At 35.8% G+C, this 21422-nt stretch carries 14 protein-coding genes, 2 tRNA genes, 2 pseudogenes and 1 riboswitch; of the genes and pseudogenes, 13 read left to right on the top strand and 5 right to left on the bottom strand.

From position 1 onward, the window contains the following. Positions 1-88 precede the first annotated feature (88 nt). From SOM16_RS13415 to SOM16_RS13400, 4 genes are all read left to right on the top strand, one after another. Complete coding sequence (locus SOM16_RS13415; protein WP_320464509.1) at positions 89-1336, top strand: O-antigen ligase family protein; 1248 nt, start codon at positions 89-91, stop codon at positions 1334-1336. A gap of 54 nt (positions 1337-1390) precedes the next feature. Further along, a complete protein-coding gene (locus tag SOM16_RS13410) occupies positions 1391-2623 on the top strand; it encodes a 6-bladed beta-propeller (protein ID WP_320464508.1) in 1233 nt (410 codons plus the stop codon). Then, complete coding sequence (locus SOM16_RS13405; protein ID WP_320464507.1) at positions 2624-5452, top strand: hypothetical protein; 2829 nt, start codon at positions 2624-2626, stop codon at positions 5450-5452. 150 nt (positions 5453-5602) lie between these two features. After that, the gene (locus tag SOM16_RS13400) at positions 5603-7075 is read left to right on the top strand and encodes a hypothetical protein (protein WP_320464506.1); all 1473 of its coding nucleotides are present in this window, start codon (positions 5603-5605) and stop codon (positions 7073-7075) included. A 249-nt stretch (positions 7076-7324) separates the two neighbouring features. On the opposite strand, the pseudogene SOM16_RS23230 reads toward SOM16_RS13400, so the two are convergent. The 3 genes and pseudogenes from SOM16_RS23230 to SOM16_RS13390 form a co-directional block, all read right to left on the bottom strand. Continuing rightward, positions 7325-7405: pseudogene (locus SOM16_RS23230) on the bottom strand (hypothetical protein); the annotation flags it as partial. A gap of 299 nt (positions 7406-7704) precedes the next feature. Continuing rightward, positions 7705-7776: transfer RNA gene (locus SOM16_RS13395), tRNA-Glu, on the bottom strand. A gap of 84 nt (positions 7777-7860) precedes the next feature. Further along, positions 7861-7936, bottom strand: a tRNA-Met gene (locus SOM16_RS13390). A 113-nt stretch (positions 7937-8049) separates the two neighbouring features. On the opposite strand from SOM16_RS13390, the gene era reads away from it, so the two are divergent. The 3 genes from era to SOM16_RS13375 all read left to right on the top strand — a co-directional run bounded on the left by era (position 8050) and on the right by SOM16_RS13375 (position 11029). After that, complete coding sequence (gene era, locus SOM16_RS13385) at positions 8050-8946, top strand: GTPase Era (protein WP_320464505.1); 897 nt, start codon at positions 8050-8052, stop codon at positions 8944-8946. A gap of 132 nt (positions 8947-9078) precedes the next feature. Beyond that, positions 9079-10380, top strand: coding sequence for a ribosome biogenesis GTPase Der (der, locus tag SOM16_RS13380; protein ID WP_320464504.1), 1302 nt, complete (start codon positions 9079-9081; stop codon positions 10378-10380). A gap of 88 nt (positions 10381-10468) precedes the next feature. Then, positions 10469-11029 carry a GNAT family N-acetyltransferase gene (locus tag SOM16_RS13375; RefSeq protein ID WP_320464503.1) on the top strand — a complete coding sequence of 187 codons (561 nt, stop codon included), beginning with the start codon at positions 10469-10471 and terminating at the stop codon, positions 11027-11029. Positions 11030-11095: 66 nt separating this feature from the next. On the opposite strand, the gene SOM16_RS13370 is transcribed toward SOM16_RS13375, so the two are convergent. Next, positions 11096-11638, bottom strand: a complete 543-nt coding sequence (locus tag SOM16_RS13370) for a GNAT family N-acetyltransferase (RefSeq protein ID WP_320464502.1) — start codon at positions 11636-11638, stop codon at positions 11096-11098. A gap of 74 nt (positions 11639-11712) precedes the next feature. Continuing rightward, positions 11713-13320, bottom strand: a complete 1608-nt coding sequence (locus SOM16_RS13365; protein WP_320464501.1) for a S41 family peptidase — start codon at positions 13318-13320, stop codon at positions 11713-11715. A gap of 188 nt (positions 13321-13508) precedes the next feature. Here SOM16_RS13365 and murQ point away from each other — a divergent pair, with 188 nt between their 5' ends. The 6 genes and pseudogenes from murQ (at position 13509) to SOM16_RS13335 (ending at position 21386) form a co-directional block, all read left to right on the top strand. Beyond that, complete coding sequence (murQ, locus tag SOM16_RS13360) at positions 13509-14312, top strand: N-acetylmuramic acid 6-phosphate etherase (protein WP_320464500.1); 804 nt, start codon at positions 13509-13511, stop codon at positions 14310-14312. A 116-nt stretch (positions 14313-14428) separates the two neighbouring features. Further along, the gene (locus tag SOM16_RS13355; RefSeq protein ID WP_132533822.1) at positions 14429-14995 is read left to right on the top strand and encodes a hypothetical protein; all 567 of its coding nucleotides are present in this window, start codon (positions 14429-14431) and stop codon (positions 14993-14995) included. Between the two features lie 38 nt (positions 14996-15033). Next, positions 15034-15771 carry a Bax inhibitor-1/YccA family protein gene (locus SOM16_RS13350; protein WP_320464499.1) on the top strand — a complete coding sequence of 246 codons (738 nt, stop codon included), beginning with the start codon at positions 15034-15036 and terminating at the stop codon, positions 15769-15771. A 155-nt stretch (positions 15772-15926) separates the two neighbouring features. After that, positions 15927-16030, top strand: a riboswitch (SAM riboswitch). Positions 16031-16198: 168 nt separating this feature from the next. After that, positions 16199-19936, top strand: coding sequence for a methionine synthase (gene metH / locus SOM16_RS13345; protein WP_320464498.1), 3738 nt, complete (start codon positions 16199-16201; stop codon positions 19934-19936). Positions 19937-20107: 171 nt separating this feature from the next. Next, a pseudogene (locus tag SOM16_RS13340) lies at positions 20108-20275 on the top strand (four helix bundle protein); the annotation flags it as partial. Between the two features lie 157 nt (positions 20276-20432). Further along, the gene (locus SOM16_RS13335) at positions 20433-21386 is read left to right on the top strand and encodes a methylenetetrahydrofolate reductase (protein WP_320464497.1); all 954 of its coding nucleotides are present in this window, start codon (positions 20433-20435) and stop codon (positions 21384-21386) included. Positions 21387-21422: the final 36 nt, after the last annotated feature.

Genomic DNA, 21422 nt, shown 5'->3' with positions numbered 1-21422 from the left:
CAATTCATTCAAATTAGTTGGAAGTTTGCATAATACGGGCGTATTTTCAATTTATATAAGTTTGTTTATTCCACTGACATATTATGTGATGAAAAGGAAACTTAGTAATATATATTTTAGAACGTTGTTTTTTCTATTTGTACTCATTGCCTTAACTATTATTATTAATCTTAAATCGAGAACTTCTATTATTACACTTGTTGTTGTGTTTTGTGTGCCTTACTTATTTAATTATCTTAAAAAAGAACACATTTACGTTAGAACTTTCTTTATTACTATTTTATGCTTAGGCTCAGCTTATTTATTTAAATATTTATTTTTTCTTAAGAGTGCATCATCCACTGGAAGATTATTAATGTTAGAAGTATCTATTTCACACTTGCCTGAAAATTTTTGGCTGGGTGTCGGTCTAGGAAAGTTTACTCAAAATTACCCCAACTGGCAGGCTGATTTCTTTAAGAATTCCGTTAATAGTGATGTCGGATACTTTTTGAACGCGGGTGATAGTTATGTTATTTTCAATGAATTTCTACAACTATTCTTGACAATAGGTTTTATCGGATTCTTTATTTTAGTGTTATGTTTATTTCATTTTTTTAGCAGAAAGCCACTTATCGAAAGTGCATTATGCGAAATGATTAAATATACACTTATGATTATATTGTTCTCCTCTCTTACTTATTACACAATTCATATTAATGTCGTATTACTATTAATATCATTATTTATGGCTATCTGGTTGAAAATTACCAAACCGCCTAATATCATTATTATAAAAGGTGCACAAACTAAAGTAATAAAATTGCTTATTTGCTTATCTTCATTCGCCACCTTCGCTTATAATTATGAAAAGTATGATGCGATAAATAAATGGTGGGAAATTAAAAATGGCCTAAATTCGTCGGAAGATAAATTCAATCCAGATAATAATAAAATATATGCAATCCTAAACAATGATGGGAAGTTTTTAGCTGAATACGGAAACTACCTTTATGAAAATGGATACCCTCTTACTACAGCAATCAGTTGTCTGGAGAAGTCAAAAGGCACTTTTATCTCGAATCAGACTATTGAACACCTAGCTTACTTATATTTGGAGCAAAAAAAATTTAATAACGCTATCAAAAACTTTGAGTGGCTTGTCAATTATACGCCTTCCAGATTTAGTTATAGGCTTGAATTAATAAAGCTGTATATTAAAATATCGGCTGCCAACAAAGCAAAAAAACTGGCAGAATTTACATTAGAAATGCCAATTAAAATACCATCCAGTGAGGTTGTGGCGATTAAGAAAGAAATTTCTTTTTTACATCAGCAATTGCTCACTGATAATTAATACAAAAACCTTTTTGATTAATAGTTTTTTCCAATCTTATCAACCAAATCGAACATGAAACGTATCTTATCACTGAACTTAATCTTATTAATTTTCAGCTTTACAATTTTAAATGCACAGGAAAATAATCATGCTAGGACCATTAGAATTGATCCGAATCTAGGAAATGGTGGAGCTATGTCTCAGGTTTTCTCCGAAATAAACTTTATTCCCTTGGAAACTACAAATGAGAGTTTGTTTGGGGACATTACTAAACTAGAAGTTACCGAAAACAATTACATTATTTTTGACCGAGATACAAAATCTATATTAATTTTTGATAAACAGGGAAAATTCAAATCAAAAATAAGTGGCTCAAAAATAAATGAGAATAAAAACAACGATGCTAATACTGAATTTTATGGGTTTAATTTAATTAAAAACATTAATGGTCATATTATACAGATAAAGATAAAGGATAATTTGTATAATTACGATTTGAGTGGTAAGCTGATAGAAATTATCAAGCCAACTGATAACAAACTAAGTTACGACGAGTCATATGATTTTAATGATTCAGTTAAAGTGGTGACTTATTTAAAAAATAAAGGATTAAATAACAATTTAAGTTATAAGTATTCTTTAATGAATAATGAAAAAGTGATCTCTAGTTATTTTGAGCAAGATACAAGCAAATATAATAGGACGGGTTATTTTGCTGTGGGAGGGCCGGATTTTATCCGTACGGATAATCCATGTGTATTACATGCTGTAAAATTTTACGATTACAATGTATATCAAATTACCAGTAAGGGTATTTCAACTGCATATAGCATTGTTTTTCCTAGTACTAACGCCATACCTCTTGATTTCAATATAAACCCTATTTATCTTGGAAAAAAAATGGATTATTTCTTTTTAAATGTTGATAAGATTTTCGGCATTGGCCATACTTATCAAGTTGGAGATTTCCTATATTTTAAGTGTGGATCGCTTGGTGCTCAAGTTAGGAAAAATGGTTCTTTTGTATATGATCTCAAAAAAGATTACTTAATTTCCCTGAATAGGTTAGATCCTGATTCTTTATCTTATCACCTACCGATAATAGGGCGATGGGAGAATGATTTTAAAAAATATGATGGAAAGTATTTGTATGCTTCATTATCTGCACTTGAGATGTTCAATTTCTATGAGCAAGAGAAAGGTAAGAAAAATAAATACCCTTTATTGATGGATCTCTTTTTCTCGAAAGGAAGCAAAAAAGATAACCCAGTTATCATTCAATTGAAGCCTAAGAAAGCCAGCTAAATGAAGTTATTTATAATTTTAGCTATTTTGTTCTTGTACTTCAGTTCTCATACCTGTGCCCAAGAGAAAAATTTTGATAAAACAGGTAGCATTAAGGGAATTGTTCGTGATAGTCTATACAATCGGACACTCAATTCAGCCACTATATCAATTTATAAAGGATCTAATGATAAATTACTTACTTATCAGGTAAGTAATAATTTAGGTGAATTTGCTGTTAAAAACCTACCGCTTTCTGAAGATTTAAAAATGATAATAAGTAATATAGGATATAATCAAATCGCCAGAAAATTTAAAATAAATACTTCCACAAAACTGATTGACTTCAAAATCATTTATGCCAGCTTGGCAACAACACAACTAGAAGATGTGAATGTTACAATACCTCCGATGCAAATGAATGGTGATACATTGGAATTCAACTCGGCAGCTTTTAAATTAGATACGAACGCAGTAGTTCAGGACTTGATGAAAAAAATCCCCAATATTACGATGTGGGGTGATGGAAAAATTACTCTTAATGGTCGTGAAATTAAAAGTTTGCTAGTAAATGGCAAGCAGTTTATGGGAGGTGGCGCTAAAATTGCAATTGAAAATATACCGAAAAATGCACTTGATAAAATCCAAATATATAATACTGTTAAAGATCCCCGGAATTTATTGGATACAATTCTGAACATGAACTTGAAATTAAAAAAAGGAAAAGATTTTGGTTATTTCGGCAAAATAGGTGGTGGATATGGCACGAGAAATAGTTATGAAACTGATTTAAATCTAAATATTTTTTCACCTAAATTACAGCTATCTCTTGTTGGCGCTAGCAATAATATAAATAAAATTGCAAACGACATAAATACGCTACAGCGGAATAGTACTTTCAAAGGAGTAGGCGTTCAGGTGGATTATATGCCTGATTTTAGAACTGCTGGGCAAAATCAACCAAATTCTGCTGGTTATGCATTTCGCTACGATTTTAGTGATAAGGTGGCCCAAAGGGATAATACCAGTATGCTTTTTAGTGAATTTTTTCTTAACAATAATAGAATCAAACAAGAGAGTGATAAGCAAACTACGACAGCAATATCAGGTAGTGGGAATATTGTCGAACAAAATATAAACTCGGGTGATCAAATCTATACAAACCAACATTATAATTCGGGATTCAATTTTTCCAAGGATAGATTTGCATTCAATATCTCCCAAAATATGGACATCATGAATAATAAATCCAATAATAATAGTCAAAGTATTTCTTCAGATGAGAATCAGCAGGTTGTTAGTCAGAGTTACAATCTGAATAGGAACGAGAGCATAAATAAATCTTACGGACTTAAACTTGACTTAAGTTACGGTCCAAGATCTATAATTGGAAAAAGCAGATTTTCCGGGCTGAGTGTTTCTTACTTTTTTAAGCTAGATAATGATAATAGTAATGATGAAAATTTAACAAATTTTGAGTCTAACGTTGATCCAAAAAAAAATCAAATATATAACCGTTTATACTATACTACTTCAAAAAAAAACAATCAAAAAATTAATTTCAACTTGTCAAATATTACCACATTAATTTTTGGGGTGAACAACTTTAATTTTTTTGACGTAGACGTTATCAACGATTTGGAAATAAATACTAAAAATAGTGATACTAAGGTTTTCGATCAAGGTAAGACCATAAATCAATTAATACCTAATACGTATTTGACCAATAAGACAGAATATAACTCCGTTATTTATGAACCTATCTTTAAGTTTCAGAAAAATATTTTCAGAAATTTGAGTAACAGGTTTGATAAAAATTGGTCACTATATTTTAATCTGAGATCACAGTTTTATTATCAGAATAATAGATCAGAGAAAACCTTTCAAAGTATTAATAGGATTTACAATAATTTTTTACCGGCCGCTGGGATCAGTTTTTCAAATAGTCAATACGGAGAATATAAAAGTAACATAACGATAGGCTATGAAACAAGCACAGTGATTCCAAGCATTGAACAGTTGGCACCACTTACCGATAGTGCAAATGTATATTTTCTGCCCACTATAAATTTAAATTTAAGGGAAGAAAAAATCCAAGCCTTAGCTTTAGGTTTTAACCGTAGTAATGAGAAGAAGAACAATTTTGATTATAATTTTATCATAAAGTTCAGTAAAACTAGAAACAATATAATTGACAGTATATTACTGGATAAACAAAATGTGCGTACAGTTTACAAAATCAATAAAAACAACAATAGTCTCTTGACATTAACAGGCGCATTAAATAAAGCAATAAAATTTAAAAATAGCGAGGTTCAATTAAGTTACAATACTAATTACACATATAGCCAGGTGCCCAACATTGTTAATAATATTGTCCAGGACTTGGCCACTAACTACTTTAAAAATACGATAAGGTTTAATTTCACTTATCAATCAAACCTAGCAATTGAAGCTGAGGAGAACATTATTAATATATTTGTAAAGCAATCCTCCGAGCTAAATGATCATTTCAAAAATAGCATTCTATCTAGTTCCTTTAGCGCGAGCTATAACATAACAAAGAAGCTAGCTTTTAATAGTAATATCTCGTTATCAACAAGTATGTCGACTGGATTAAAGGCAATTAATTATAACATTTGGAATGCAAGTACCACATATAGGCTATTAAGGGGGAATAATCTAGAAATGAAGTTTTCCGCTTTGGATATATTGCACCAAAACACTTCAGTAATTAATATGAATAGTGGAGGAACAATTACTTTAGGTAGGCAAAACGTGTTACAACAGTATTTTCTATTTGGAATTTCATATTATCCTAGAAAGTTTGGAAAAGATGAAATAAACTGATATAGTTATTGAAATTGTTCGCTATAATTTATTGATCAACAAAGTTTTCAACATTTATTCATATTTTCTTAATTCAGAGAGGTCGTCCTGTTGGATGGTTATTATATAATTAAAATTTAAGTATAATGAGGAATTTCTAATCTAACTTATATGAAGAAATACATGTTATGTGGTTTGCTTTTTATAGTTATATTTTCTTTTTGGAAGAGTTACAATACAAAAGCGTTTAAAGGGGATTTAGTAAGCCCTCCTTCAAGCTATAAGGAGGATTCTCTAAAACTCAACTCTTACCGATTTTTAATCTCCAATATGCAAGGGCTAGAGCATTCATCGCAAACCGGAGAGAATGTTGATGACGCTACCTCAATAGACAAAGATTATTTTATTAATAATATCAATCATGCAGTTAGATTTTCCAGACCTCTAATAAATAAGAAAATAATAACAATCCAAGATTTTAACGAATATGTCTTACCTTATCGTATCAATTCTTCCAAAATTGAGAATTGGAGAGCAGCATCTATAGCAAAATACGATAAGAAATATCAAGTTGGACTTATCAAGGATGAACAATCATTAATAAATACTTGCAACGATATTAATAAAGAATTAATGACTTGGTTTAAGTTTGGTTCAACAAATTTCGATGATGAAAAACTGAGTTATTATGATCTATGTTCCAATAAAAAATCAAGTTGTATCGGGATGGCTTATCTGGCTGCTTATTCCTTAAGAGGAATTGGACTGCCTGTAGCTATTGATTATGCTCCAGTTTGGGGTAATATCAATGGAGGCCATACGTGGAATTCACTAGTCACAAAAAGCAAAAAAGTAAATCCCTTTTTAGGAGCAGAGAGTATTATTGGCTCTTATAGTCCTCTGAATTTAGTTTCTAATCAATCAACCCGGATTTCAACTTATAAAAAGCCAGGAAAAGTTTATAGATATACATTTTCGGTTCAAAAAAAGTCGCTAGCATATGAATATGGTTCGAGCACTTTACCTCCTGAACTAAGGGAAAGTCGCATTATTGATATAACTAAAAACTATGTTCCTGTTAAAGATATTATCGTTCGTACGCATAGCCCTTATCCTAAACTTTTATTAATATCTAATTATAATAGTGGGGGTTGGGTGCCGATAATGGCTACTAAGATTAAAAATAATCAATATGTATTTAAGGATATGGGTAGAGATCTATTATATAGTACCTTTTCCTATAATAAAGGGGAACAGAATTCAATGGGTGATCCTATATACCTGGATGTCTCTGGGCGATCTACTGTCTTGCGACCTAATGATAAAAAGTTAATGAAGCTAACTATTAATAGAACTCAATCTATTGAGAACGACCAGTTGCAAGAGGTGAATAAAGGCTGGGATTATGATAAACTAACTAAAATAGCTAATGGGAAGAGCTGTTCTTTGCCAAAAAATGGCGCAAAATACACGTTATATTATTGGAAAAATAGCTGGCAGGCACTTGGTTCTATCATGGCTGCCAATAATTGTCTGATCTTCAGGTCAATTCCTTCTAATGGATTGTATCTTCTATCTTCCAAAGAATCAATTTCTGATGAAAGGCCTTTTATGATAATTAATAACTCCATAAAATGGCTATAAGGACTTCCTGAAATTTTAATCGCAGATCCAGATAGCTGTAGATAATTTTGGTATTTATTATTAATGTTTACCTCTACAAGTTACATTAAAATAGTTGCAAAAAATGGCAAGCATCTCTTGACCTGTGTCGAGTAAAGCCTGATGAGCCATTCTCATCTTGCTTTGCAGGATATCCAGAAAGCTGTTGAGCGTTCTGGCATCTTCCTTTGTGCCAATGGCTCGTCCAACTGAACTATTCCATTTATCGGGTCAACATTTGCGGCCTATAGATATGTCAGAGCGTTTACCACCTACAGTAATGCGCAGATAAATGGCCCTTGGGCCTCCTTTGTAGACTTTGCTTTCTTAGATAAAAAAGCAGATGGAAATTACCTTTCATAGTTACTTACTTAGAGTGAAACAAAAGTAAGGCAGCAGCTTTTTCATATCAAGATGTTTAATTACTGAACATGCTGGTGTTCAGTTTGTTATTGAGAATGCGTTGGGTAGTGTTTTCCATTTCAGATACGTACCAAATTACACACTTTTTTATTGTGATTTGATACATATTTTAGGTTGTTGAAATCAATAAAAAAACCCTGCAAATGTTTCATTTGCAGGGTTTTGACATCATTTGATATTGATTCTTGTAGCCCGTAGGGGAATCGAACCCCTGTTTCCAGAATGAAAATCTGGCGTCCTCACCCCTAGACGAACGGGCCATTAAAATAAGTCCTGAGTCTTTAGTGCTAAGTCTGGAGTCAATTAGACTTTAGACTCGGTACTGACGACTTCAGACTACCTTTTGGTAGCGGGGACACGACTCGAACGTGCGACCTTCGGGTTATGAGCCCGACGAGCTACCAACTGCTCCACCCCGCACTCTATACAACTCGTTTTTTGTTTGAATTAAATCCTTAACTCTGTTTCCGAATTGGAATGCAAAGATATAATTCGTTTCTTTGTGCTGCAAATTTTTTTTAAAAAATATTTTAATGGCGCATAAAGCAGGTTTTGTAAGTATAATAGGTAAACCAAATGTAGGTAAATCCACCCTCATGAATGTGCTTGTAGGCGAGCGACTTAGCATTATTACTCCTAAAGCGCAAACCACAAGGCACCGCATTTTAGGAATCGTGAATGAGGAAGAATATCAGATTGTTTTTTCTGATACCCCAGGTATAATCAAGCCAAAATACAGTTTGCAGGAGAGTATGATGAGCTTCGTTAATGGATCTTTAACTGATGCTGATGTACTTTTATTTGTAACTGATATCAATGAAACGCATGATGAAGACGATGTTTTGGATAAAATCTTTAACAGAGATATTCCAACAATTGTACTGATCAACAAAATAGATAAAGCCTCGCAAGATCAGGTTGATGAGAAAATAGCCTACTGGCAAGAGAAATTGAATCCAGTCTCCATTTATGCCATCTCGGCTTTACATAAGCACAATGTTGATGGATTGTTGGATCGTGTTTTGGAAATGTTGCCTGAGCATCCACCGTATTATGATAAAGAAGATTTAACGGATCGTTCAGAGCGTTTCTTCGTTTCTGAGATTGTTCGCGAAAAAATCTTCCTGAATTATCAGAAGGAAATTCCATATAGTACAGAGGTGATTGTAAAAAGCTTCAAACACGAAGAACTTAAAAATGGCAAGGGCCAGATGGTTAGAATCAGTGCTGAAATTGTGGTAGAACGCGATTCGCAAAAAAACATTTTGATTGGTACTGGTGGTAGCATGCTTAAAAAAGTAGGTACTGAAGCACGGATCGAAATTGAGAAATTTTTAGATACCAAAGTGTTTCTGGAACTGTTTGTAAAAGTAATTCCAGATTGGCGAAGTAAAAAGAACTACTTAAAAAGCTTTGGTTACGATAATTAACTGTACCTTTGCAGCCCGAAATAAATCGGTTAGTAGTTGATAGTCAATGGCTGATAGGCCTAATCGTTTAAGCAGCTTGCTTAGGCACCACGACCATTAACTATAAGCCATTAACTATCAATTAGAATACCCATGAGTAATATTATCGCCATCGTAGGCAGGCCAAACGTAGGCAAAAGTACCCTTTTTAATAGATTAACTGAAAGTCGTAAAGCAATTGTAGATGATGTAAGTGGCGTTACCCGCGACAGGCATTATGGTGTAGGAGAATGGACAGATCGCCAATTTACCGTAATTGATACCGGTGGTTACGTAGCCAACTCTGAAGATGTTTATGAAGCTGCTATCCGCGAGCAAGTAATGATTGCCATTGAAGAAGCCAGTGTTTTGGTTTTTATGGTGGATGTAACAACAGGTATCACCGATTTGGATGATGACATTGCACAAGTACTTCGCCGCAGTAATAAACCGGTTTTTGTTTGTGCTAACAAAGTAGATAACACGGCTTTATATAGTGAAATCAGTACCTTTTATGGCTTTGGTTTAGGCGAGATTTTCCCGCTTTCTTCCATGACTGGTTCTGGTACAGGTGAGTTATTGGATGAAGTGGTAAAACATTTCGAAGATATTCCGGAGGAAGAAAACGAATTGCCGAAAATTACCATTGCTGGTCGCCCGAATGTGGGTAAATCATCTTTGGTAAATGCATTGATTGGTAAAGAAAGAAATATTGTAACGGCTAACGCCGGAACGACACGCGATTCTATTAAAATTCATTACAACCAGTTTGGTCATGAATTTATGTTGATCGATACTGCAGGGTTACGTAAAAAAACCAAGGTTAAAGAAAATCTTGAATTTTATTCGGTAATGCGTACCATTAAAGCTTTAGAAGAGGCAGATGTGGTCGTCTTAATGATTGATGCTCAGGAAGGTATCGAAAGTCAGGATATTAATATTTTCCACTTAGCGGAGAAAAACAAAAAAGGTATTGTAATCCTGGTGAATAAATGGGATTTGATTGAGAAAAATACACAAACAATGAAAGCGTTCGAAGAGCACATTCATGAGCGGATTCGCCCTTTCACTGATGTGCCTATCGTATTTACATCTGTATTAAATAAACAACGTATTTTCAAGGCCATTGAAGTGGCGCTTGAAGTTGCAAAAAATCGTGGTAAGAAAATTCCTACATCAAAATTAAATGATATAATGTTGCCATTGATTGAGAAATTCCCACCACCGGCTTTAAAAGGTAAACACATTAAAATTAAGTACATTACACAAATCAATGGAACATCACCAATGTTTGCATTCTTCTGTAACTTACCTCAATATATCAAAGATCCATACAAACGTTTCATTGAGAATAAATTGAGAGAGAATTTTGATTTTTCTGGTTCGCCGATTCAAATTTTCTTCAGACAGAAATAGGGTTAAGGTGTAGGGTAGAAGGCTGAAGGTATAAAGTCGAAATCCATACGGAATAGTCATCGGATAAAAGGGTACCAATATTTATCCGATGACTAAAATAATCCTTGCATTTGAAGATTCTACTTACTTTTGCAGCATGCAGTTACAAGTAATAAATAGTCAACCAGTAGATTTTGATACCATTTTCAAATTCTACGATATGGCTATCGCCCATCAGAAAAAAGTTTTCAATAAACATTGGCAAGGTTTCAGTAAAGAATTGGTGGAAACTGAAATAGCAGAAAATCGCCAGTACAAAATTCTGGTTGATGGCGAAGTGGCCTGTGTTTTCGCCGTAACTTTAAACGATTTCCTCATTTGGGGCGATCGCGATCATGATGCTATTTATATTCATCGCATTGTAACTCATCCCCATTTTAGAGGCCGCTCATTTGTGAAGCAAATTATTACCTGGGCTAAAAGTTATGCAGTAGAAAACCAGCTAAAATACATCCGTATGGATACCTGGGCTGATAATGAAAAACTATTGGACTATTATACCAGTTGCGGTTTTGAATATGTGGGCATAGCCAGCATGGAAAAAACGGAAGGTTTACCCAAGCATTATGAAGGCATCAGTTTAAGTTTATTTGAAATTGAACTGGCGTAATATCATGATCCGCAAGTAAAGTATAGTGATCGAATTAACAGAGGCTAAAAGTCGAATATATTCAGCTTACTTCAATTGAAGTTTCCAGCTAAGCATATCATCTACATCTCCTATATGTACAAAATTATTCTTTTCTAAAATAGTATAGGAAGCAATATTTTCTTTCGCAGTAGTGGCAAAAATGGCTTGTACATTTGCTTGTTCTTTTGCCCAGTTTATTATTCTGCCAATCGCTTCCATCATAAAACCTCTGCCCCGAAAAGCTTCATAAGTGCCGTATCCAATTTCAATTTCTCCTTGCTGATCGGGTTCGCCAACAAAAGATATATCACCCACAATTTTGTTATCAGCTTTAGAAATGATGATCCATAAAGTTTTATAGCAATAGTTCCTGTCCTGATCTGAAACGCAAGGTAATGTGCTTTCCAACAATGCTTTCTGCAGTCCGGGGGCTATACTTTTTTTGGTTGGCAAAAGTCCAAATTCTTCTTCGAGGGAGTGATCATCATGAATGTATTTTAAAAGCTGATTATGATGAAGTGGTTTTAAAATTAAGCGGTCTGTTTCAATCATCTGATAAATATTGAACTGATAAAGATTTAAACTCAATATTAAATATGAAGGTTTTGAATGAAGTAAATTTTTTTGGATAGAAGAACTTAGCTCAAGGAAATTGATGCTACCTATTGCAAATTTACCAACGCTTGTTTAATCGCGTTATCATTTTGATTTACAGAGCGGTAGTAACCAACATCACCAAGGTAATAACGACATAATAATGCTTTCAAATCATTTAAAATTACTGTTTTTGAGCTATAAAGTTGTAGTCGGTCTATCGTAACATTTTTACGCTGAATATAACCGATGAAATCTTTGAAGTCATTATCTCCTAAATTGAAATAATTAATATTCTGTTCCACAAAGCTGGCGCTGTAGCGGCTGGTTAAAACATTAAAAACATAATCTGACAATACCTTTTTACTTACCAGGCCGGCGTAAAATTTATTATATCCGGTAGTATCTAACTTTACAAATACATCAGGTTGGATACCTCCGGTAGTTTTCGCACGTTTATGTTGCTGAAGATTTACGCCTTCATTTTTTTCTATCGAATCTTGAAAAGAACTCCGGTCGCCGGTTAATTCTCCATCACTCATGCGTTCATCCAACTCATGTTTATAAGCATCATAACCTTTCTTGTATGATTTCTGAATGCTTCTTCCAGATGGCGTATAATACCTGGCAATAGTTAAGTTGAGTGCAGAACCATCGCCAAACGCAAATTGCTCTTGTACCAGGCCTTTACCAAAGGAGCGGCGGCCTACAATAATACCACGACCTAAATCCTGAATCGCTCCGGCTACGATCTCACTTGCAGAAGCTGTATTTTCATTAATTAATATGGCTAGCTTTCCATTTTGAAAGGCACCTGTTCCGGTAGAGAAATAATCTGTTCTAGGTTCATGTTTCCCTTGTGTATAAACAATTAATTTGTTCTCAGGTAAAAACTGATCGGCCAGACCTGTGGCCGCAGAAAAATAGCCGCCACCATTATCGCGCAAGTCTAAAATCAGTTTTTTCATACCCCTCGCTTTTAAATTAGCAGCTGCCGCACCGAAATCAATATCGGTATTGGCACCGAATTTACTAATCCGGACATAACCGGTTTCGGCATTAATCATGTATGAAGCATCGATGCTGCTAATGTTCACTTTACCGCGGGTAACCATTAACCGGCTTTGTACCTGCGTACCGCTGCGTAGCAAAGTTACCCCAACTCCACTGCCAGCTTTTCCTCTAAATCTTCCTGTTAATTTTTCCTTGGGTAAATTTCTGCCACTTACCATGGTGGTATCAATGGTTAAAATTTTATCACCCAGTTTAATACCTGCCTGGTAAGCTGGCCCGTCTTTTACTACACCCGTTACCATCATGGTATCATTAAGCATATAATATTCTATACCAACCCCCTCAAAGTTTCCTTCCAGATTATCGGTCATATCTTGTGCATCTGCAGGAGGCAAATAAACACTATGGGGATCTAATTGATGTAAAACACTGTCAATTGGCAAATTTTGAAATGAATCAGTGTTAATTTCATCAACATAGTTTTTGTTAATGATGTGTAGAATTTCTTCAAGCTTTTCGTTGTTATTACTTGCCAGCTCAGGCCTTCTGGTTACGCCAAATCCTTGACTTTTAATAAACCTAATACCCAAATACATGCCTACTATCAGGATCACAGAATAGCTTATGGCAATTAGTATGTTTTTTTGGGTATTCTTTTTCATTGGCGTTATGCAAATTTATGAAAATAAGCGGGTTGATATATTTTTAACTGCAATTTCTTGTCTTTTGTTTATAATATTTCACATAAATTAACAGTTAAAAGCAGGCCTCCTGATATGATGATCTATATTTTTAAATTTTTAGGATAGATTTTAGAAAAGATTTACCGAATTTTATCAAAAATAAATATATGAATAGAGTTACCGAGCAGGAATCAAACTATAGCCACATTGATGAAATGTCGGTAATGGAAGTTTTGCAGAGGATCAATAATGAAGATAAAACTGTTGCCTTTGCTGTTGAAAAATCTTTGCCTCAGATAGAAAAACTAACTTCGGCAGTAGCCGAAAGGATGAAAAAAGGTGGTCGCCTTTTTTACATTGGTGCAGGTACCAGCGGCCGTTTAGGTGTAGTTGATGCATCTGAATGTCCACCAACCTATGGCGTTCCGTTCGATTGGGTAGTTGGAATTATTGCCGGTGGCGATACCGCAATTAGAAAAGCTGTAGAATTTGCTGAAGATGATGCTGTACAGGCCTGGAAAGATTTGCAGGAATTTAATATCAACGAAAAAGATTGCCTGGTGGGTTTGGCTGCTTCGGGCACTACGCCTTATGTAATTGGTGGCTTAAATACTGCACGTAAACATGGTATTTTAACAGGTTGTATTGTTTGTAATGCCGGGGGACCAATTGCCGCCGAATCTGATTTTCCGGTAGAAGTAGTGGTAGGTCCGGAATTTGTTACCGGTTCTACCAGAATGAAATCCGGAACGGCACAAAAGTTAGTTTTAAATATGCTGAGTACCACGGTTATGGTTCAATTGGGACGTGTGGTAGGAAACAAAATGGTAGATATGCAGTTAACTAATCATAAACTTGTTGATCGCGGTACGCAAATGGTAGCTGATGAGTTAAATGTTAGCTATGATATTGCTGCAGATTTATTGAGCAAACATGGCAGCGTGCGTAAAGCGGTAGAAGCAGGACACTGAGAAATGTTAGAATGAGAGAATGTTAGAATGAGAGAATGATGGAATGATTGAATTTGAAAGTAATTTTAGCATTCAATCATTCAAAATCCAATCACTCAATAATTATAAAAAAGAGCATGCACGAGATAGAGCCGTATTACCAGTGGAGAGATGATTATATTTCTGCAGAAGATGAGCGTTCGCCATTTTATAATACCGAATATTCTGAGTTATACTTTGATAAGCAGATCTATAATTTTTTGCTTCACCCACAATGGGATGAGTTTGGTTCGAATACTTTATATATGAAAGTATTATATGCCGATTATGACCACAGTTATGCCATTATAGAATTTATTGGCGAGTGGAACGACGCCATTAATAATGATATTATGTTGCTTAAGCGCGATATTCTGGAGTTGATGATGGATGAAGGAATTAACAAGTTCATTTTAATTGGTGAAAATGTGCTGAATTTTCATTCCTCAGATGACAGTTATTATGAAGAGTGGTTTCAGGAAGTAGAAGATGGCTGGATTGTTGGGGTAAACTTTCAGGAACATGTAATCAGGGAATTTAAAGATAACAACATCGATTATTACATCAACTTTGGTGGTGCTTTCGATAACCTGCCCTGGCGTACCTTAAAACCACTACAGTTCTTTAAGAAAGTTGAAGAAATGCTGACAAAAAGACTGAATTAAAGTATTATTTTTAAAATCATTTAAATACACAAATAAAAATGGAACAACAAAATTATCAATATCAGGGCAATAGTGTTTTCGTACAGGAAAACTCAGTGTCTAAAAAATTCTTTGCCAGCGTATTCTTATGGATGTTCGTTGCGTTAATCGTTTCAAGCGTTTCTGCATTTGTATTAGCAAATTCTCCGGGAATCTTATCTTACTTAGTAGCTGAAAAAGGATTTACCATATTTGGATACATCGCCATTTTCGCGCCACTGGGTTTAGTAATGATCATGGGCGCCGCAATGCAAAGGTTATCATTTCCTGCATTAGTGGGCATATTTCTGTTATACTCTTTGCTTACTGGCGTTATGCTAGGCTTTATTCTCCTAATTTATACCTCGGCATCTATCGCCATATGCTTCGTTGCAGCTGCGATAATTTTTGCTGTTATGGCCATAATGGGATATACAACAGATGTGGATTTGAGTAAATTCGGACCGATTCTGATGGCTGGTGTAATTGGATTAGTGGTGGTAAGTTTGATTAACTTCTTTATCGGTAGCGATACTTTAAACTATATTTTAGGCTTTGTTGGCGTGGCTATTTTTACAGCGCTTACTGCTTACAAGGTTCAGGAAATTAAAAGAATTGGCGAAGGTTTGGATGAAAGCGGAAATGAAATTGCATTGGCCGACAGCAAAAAATTAGCAATAATGGGTGCTTTGTCGCTTTATATTACATTTATTAATTTATTTGTTTCGCTATTGCGTCTTTTTGGTAGCAGAAGATAATTTACTAAAAACCCTTAACCATTGCTTTTGTATGGTTTCAGGTTAATTGCAGAACATTATTTTAAAGGCTGTGCATATTTGCATGGCCTTTGTAATTTTATTTGGCAGCGAAGCGATAAATTTTGGAAATGATGTTGCTTTGTTGCATTTTTGTATGCTTATTAAGAAAGACGGAGGGATTAGACCCAACGAAGTCTTAGCAACCTGTGCCAACAAGGTGCTACATTCTAATCTCGGTTAGCCGGGAGAAAGATAAGTTAAGGAAGTACTATCCATGTGCCAACTTTTTTGAATAAGCTTTTTAAATATCAGGTATAAAGTGTCAAGTATCAGAAAGATAATTCATACTTTTTGCTTATATCTGAGGTTAGGTCGTTCATCAAGCATATCTTGATAGGTGATACTAACTAATTGCTACTAAACAACAATGAGCATAAGAGCAGAATTAGAAAAACGGATTTTAGTAATCGACGGTGCAATGGGCACTATGATTCAACGTTATACACTTACCGAAGAGGATTTTAGAGGAGAACGGTTCAAAGATCACCCATGTGACGTAAAAGGCAACAATGATTTGCTTAACATTACTCGTCCGGATATTATTAAAGCCATTCATCTCGAGTACCTGGCCGCTGGCGCAGATATCATTGAGACCAATACCTTTAGCACGCAAAGAATTTCTATGGCTGATTACCAGATGGAAGATCTTTCTTATGAACTCAGTTACGAAGGTGCGAAGGTAGCAAAAGAAGCTGCTGATGAATTTATGGCGGCTAATCCAGATCGTAAATGTTTCGTTGCCGGTGCGATTGGTCCAACGAATAGAACTCTTTCCATGTCTCCTAATGTAAATGATCCAGGTTACCGGGCGGTTTACTTTGATGAATTGGAAACTGCTTACTATGAACAGGTACGCGGTTTGGTAGATGGTGGATCTGACGTATTGCTGATTGAAACTATTTTTGATACCCTGAATGCAAAAGTGGCCATTGTTGCCATTAAAAAATATGAAGAAGTAATTGGGCGTAAACTGGAAATCATGATTTCCGGAACCATTACCGATGCTTCGGGTAGAACTTTATCAGGACAAACGGCAGAGGCTTTTTTAAACTCGGTAATGCATGCGAAGCCATTAAGTATTGGTTTTAATTGTGCGTTGGGTGCGAAAGAAATGCGTCCGCATATTGAGGAACTGGCTGCAAAAGCAGGATGTTATGTTTCGGCTTATCCAAATGCAGGTTTGCCAAATGAATTTGGAGCATATGATGAGCAGCCGCATGAAACCGCTCATTTGGTTGATGATTTTATTGCTTCTGGTTTCGTAAATATTGTAGGCGGTTGTTGTGGTACCACACCCGATCATATTGGCTGTATAGCCGCAAATGCGCGAAAAGCATCGCCAAGAAAAATTCCGGAAATACAACCGTTTATGCGTTTAAGTGGTCTTGAACCTGTAACCATTACACCAGAAAGCATTTTTGTAAACATTGGAGAGCGGACCAACATTACTGGTTCGCCTAAATTTTCAAAACTGATTTTGGGGGGTGATTATGAAGCTGCGCTTGCCGTAGCCTTGCAACAGGTGGAAGGTGGCGCACAGGTGATTGACGTGAACATGGATGAGGGAATGCTTGATTCTGAAGCCGCCATGACTAAGTTTCTAAACCTCATCGCTTCTGAACCAGACATTGCAAAGTTGCCCATCATGGTCGATTCCTCAAAATGGTCGGTTATTGAAAATGGCTTGAAATGTTTGCAGGGAAAAGGAATTGTGAATTCGATTTCCTTAAAAGAAGGAGAAGATAAATTTCGGGAAAGCGCCAGAAAGATTATGCAATATGGTGCTGCAGTAGTAGTGATGGCCTTTGATGAACAAGGTCAGGCTGATAACTACGAGCGGAGAAAAGAAATCTGTAAAAGAAGTTATGATATTTTGGTGCACGAAATTGGATTTCCGGCAGAGGATATCATTTTTGACCCTAATATTTTAACGGTAGCCACCGGATTGGAAGAGCATAATAATTATGCGGTTGATTTTATTAATGCCACCCGGTGGATTAAGGAAAACCTGCCACATGCAAAAGTAAGTGGCGGCGTTTCCAACATCTCTTTCTCATTTAGAGGGAACAATACTGTTCGGGAAGCGATGCACTCTGCCTTTCTTTACCATGCTATTCAGGCTGGTTTGGATATGGGGATTGTAAATGCCGGGATGCTGGAGGTTTATCAGGAAATTCCACCAGAACTTTTAGAAAGGGTAGAAGATGTACTTTTGAATAGACGGGATGATGCTACTGAGCGTTTAGTAGAGTATGCTGATACCGTAAAATCTAAGGGTAAAGAAATTGTAAAGGATGAAGAATGGAGAAAGGGATCTGTTGAGGAACGTTTATCTCACTCTTTAGTTAAAGGAATTGTAGAATATCTGGACGATGACGTGGAAGAAGCCCGTCAAAAATATGCCCGCCCAATCCAGGTAATTGAAGGACCTTTAATGGATGGGATGAATATTGTGGGTGATTTATTTGGCGCTGGGAAAATGTTCCTGCCCCAGGTGGTGAAATCGGCCAGAGTAATGAAAAAGGCTGTAGCTTACTTATTGCCATTTATAGAACAGGAGAAATTAGATAATCCCGATCAGAATCAGAGTTCATCAGCAGGAAGAGTGCTGATGGCTACCGTAAAAGGAGATGTACATGACATCGGTAAAAATATTGTAGGCGTAGTTTTAGCGTGTAATAACTTCGAAATTGTAGATATGGGCGTGATGGTTCCGGCGCAGGAAATCATTAAAAAAGCCAAAGAAATCAATGCAGATATTATTGGCTTAAGTGGATTAATCACACCGTCTCTTGATGAAATGGTTCACTTTGCCAAAGAAATGGAACGCGAGAATTTTACCATTCCATTAATTATAGGCGGCGCTACAACCTCAAGGATTCATGCGGCTGTTAAGGTGGCACCAAACTATTCTGGTCCTGCCATCCATGTATTAGATGCCTCCAGAAGCGTAACGGTTTGCAGCACTTTAATGAATCCGGAAACGAAGGATGAATATGTGGCTGGTATCAGAGCAGAATATGATAAAGCCCGTGAGGCACATTTAAATAAGCGTTCTGATAAGCGTTTTAAAACAATTGAACAGGCACGCGAAAATAAATTTAAGATTGATTTTAAACCAGATCTTCCTGTACCGGAATTTACGGGAACGCGGGTGTTTGATAATTATCCACTGGAAGAACTGGTGCCTTACATTGATTGGACACCTTTTTTCCACACCTGGGAATTGCGTGGAAGCTATCCAAAAATCTTTGATGATAAAAACGTTGGTGGTGAGGCTAAAAAACTCTTTGACGATGCACAAGCGTTATTAAAACGGATTCTTGATGAAAAATTACTGACCGCTAGGGGCGTGATTGGTTTCTGGCCAGCAAATGCAGTTGGTGATGATATTGAACTGGAAGTCCGGAGTCTGGAGTCAGAAGGCGGAAGTCAGAACAGCGACACCAGACTAGCGACTAACGACTCAAGACTAGCGACTCAAGACTCAGCACTAGTTACTATACACACGCTTCGCCAACAGGCAGAAAAAGTGGATGGGCAACCTTATTATGCCTTGTCGGATTTTATTGCACCGAAGGAAACGGGAATTCAGGATTATTTTGGTGGTTTTGCGGTTACAACAGGTATTGGAATCGACGCTTTAGTAGAAGAATTTGAATCAAACCATGACGATTACAACAGCATTATGGCAAAAGCCCTCGCCGATCGTTTGGCTGAGGCATTTGCCGAACGTATGCATGAGCGGGTCCGTAAAGAATATTGGGGATACGCCAAAGATGAAAATCTTTCAAATACCGAATTAATTAAAGAAGAATACGCAGGGATTCGTCCTGCACCTGGTTACCCAGCTTGCCCGGAGCACACTGAAAAAGGTACTTTATTTGAATTGCTGGATGCTGAAAATCAAATTGGCTTGCGTTTAACCGAAAGTTATGCCATGTATCCAACAGCAGCAGTGAGCGGATTTTACTTTGCACATCCCGAATCCAGGTATTTCGGTCTGGGAAAAATTACAAAAGATCAGATAGAGGATTATGCGGTACGTAAAGGGATGTCGATTGAAGAAGTGGAAAGGTGGCTGAGTCCGAATTTGGCGTATTAAAAGAGGTGTTTAGTATCAGGTAGTTAGTATAAAGTAGTTAGACAGGATGCATAATTTCAGAGAGATAAAGTTTGGAAAATGGGAATTGAGATCTCTAAATTGGTTTTTTAACTTACCAGATCCTTTCCTGCTGAAGAAAGATATTCGCTAACCTCCCAATTAACACGTTGTGCTATATCTGTACCATCAAATATTGCCGAAGGGTGTGGTAGAAAATCTCATAAAGAATTTAATCAATCTTTAAGTATTGGTTTAGGCTCTGCTTTTGAATTGGAAACACAAATAATATTAGCCTATGAATTTGGATATATAAAAAACCTATATACGAAGATACAATAATCAAAATCAATGAACTTCAGAAAATGAGCAGTGATCTACAACGAAGTTTAGGTATTTAGTCAGGATTTTCTGAACTAAGTATTGAAATAATTATTTGTTCACATTGAAGTCTATGCATTTGATCTTGATACTAGATACTATATACTGAGTACTAAAAATGAAAATAACCAATCATATAAAAAACGCCAAGGGTAAAACCTTATTCTCTTTTGAACTGCTACCGCCAATTAAAGGGCAGAGTATTCAGTGGATTTACGATGCCATTGATCCTTTGCTGGAATTTGAGCCACCCTTTATTGATGTGACTTCCTTACGTGAAGATTATATCTATAAAGAGCAGGAAAACGGTTTATTGCAAAAGGTTTCTTACCGTAAACGCCCAGGTACCATTGCCATTTGTGCGGCCATTATACACAAATATAAAATTGATGCAGTGCCACATTTAATTTGTGGTGGTTTTACCAAAGAGGAAACCGAAAATGCATTAATCGATTTGCAGTTTTTAGGCATTGATAATGTATTGGCCTTAAGAGGTGATGCACGTTCAGCAGACCAGTCTTTCATCCCTACAAAAGGCGGACATTGTTATGCTACTGATTTGATCCAGCATATTAAAAATCATAATGAAGGCAAATTTTTGCATGAAGATATTGAAACCTTCAAAAGCGATTTTTGCATCGGTGTAGCCGGATATCCTGAAAAGCATTTTGAAGCACCGAACTTAAACGCCGACTTTAAATATTTAAAGAGAAAGGTAGATATGGGGGCAGAATTTATTGTTACTCAAATGTTTTTTGATAATCAGAAGTATTTTGATTTTGTAAGAAAATGTAGAGAGAATGATATCAATGTGCCGATTATTCCAGGGTTAAAACCGATTAGCACCTTAACGCAGTTAAACGTATTGCCTAAAATTTTCCATATAGATTTACCAGATGAATTGAGCGAGGCTTTATCTCATGCGAAAAGCAATGCCGAGGCAAAAGAAATTGGAACAGCGGCGATGATTAAACAGTGTAAAGAACTAATGGATTTTGGTGCACCTGTATTGCATTTTTATACCATGGGCAGGCCAGAACAAACAAAGCAAATTGCAAAAGCTATTTTCTAGAGTTGCTATAAATTAAACTTTTTTAGGTTGCTAAGA

It is taken from the genome of Pedobacter sp. CFBP9032, from assembly GCF_034045265.1.
In the GTDB taxonomy this organism is placed as follows: Bacteria; Bacteroidota; Bacteroidia; order Sphingobacteriales; family Sphingobacteriaceae; genus Pedobacter.
This window is presented reverse-complemented; position numbering and strand designations above follow the sequence as displayed.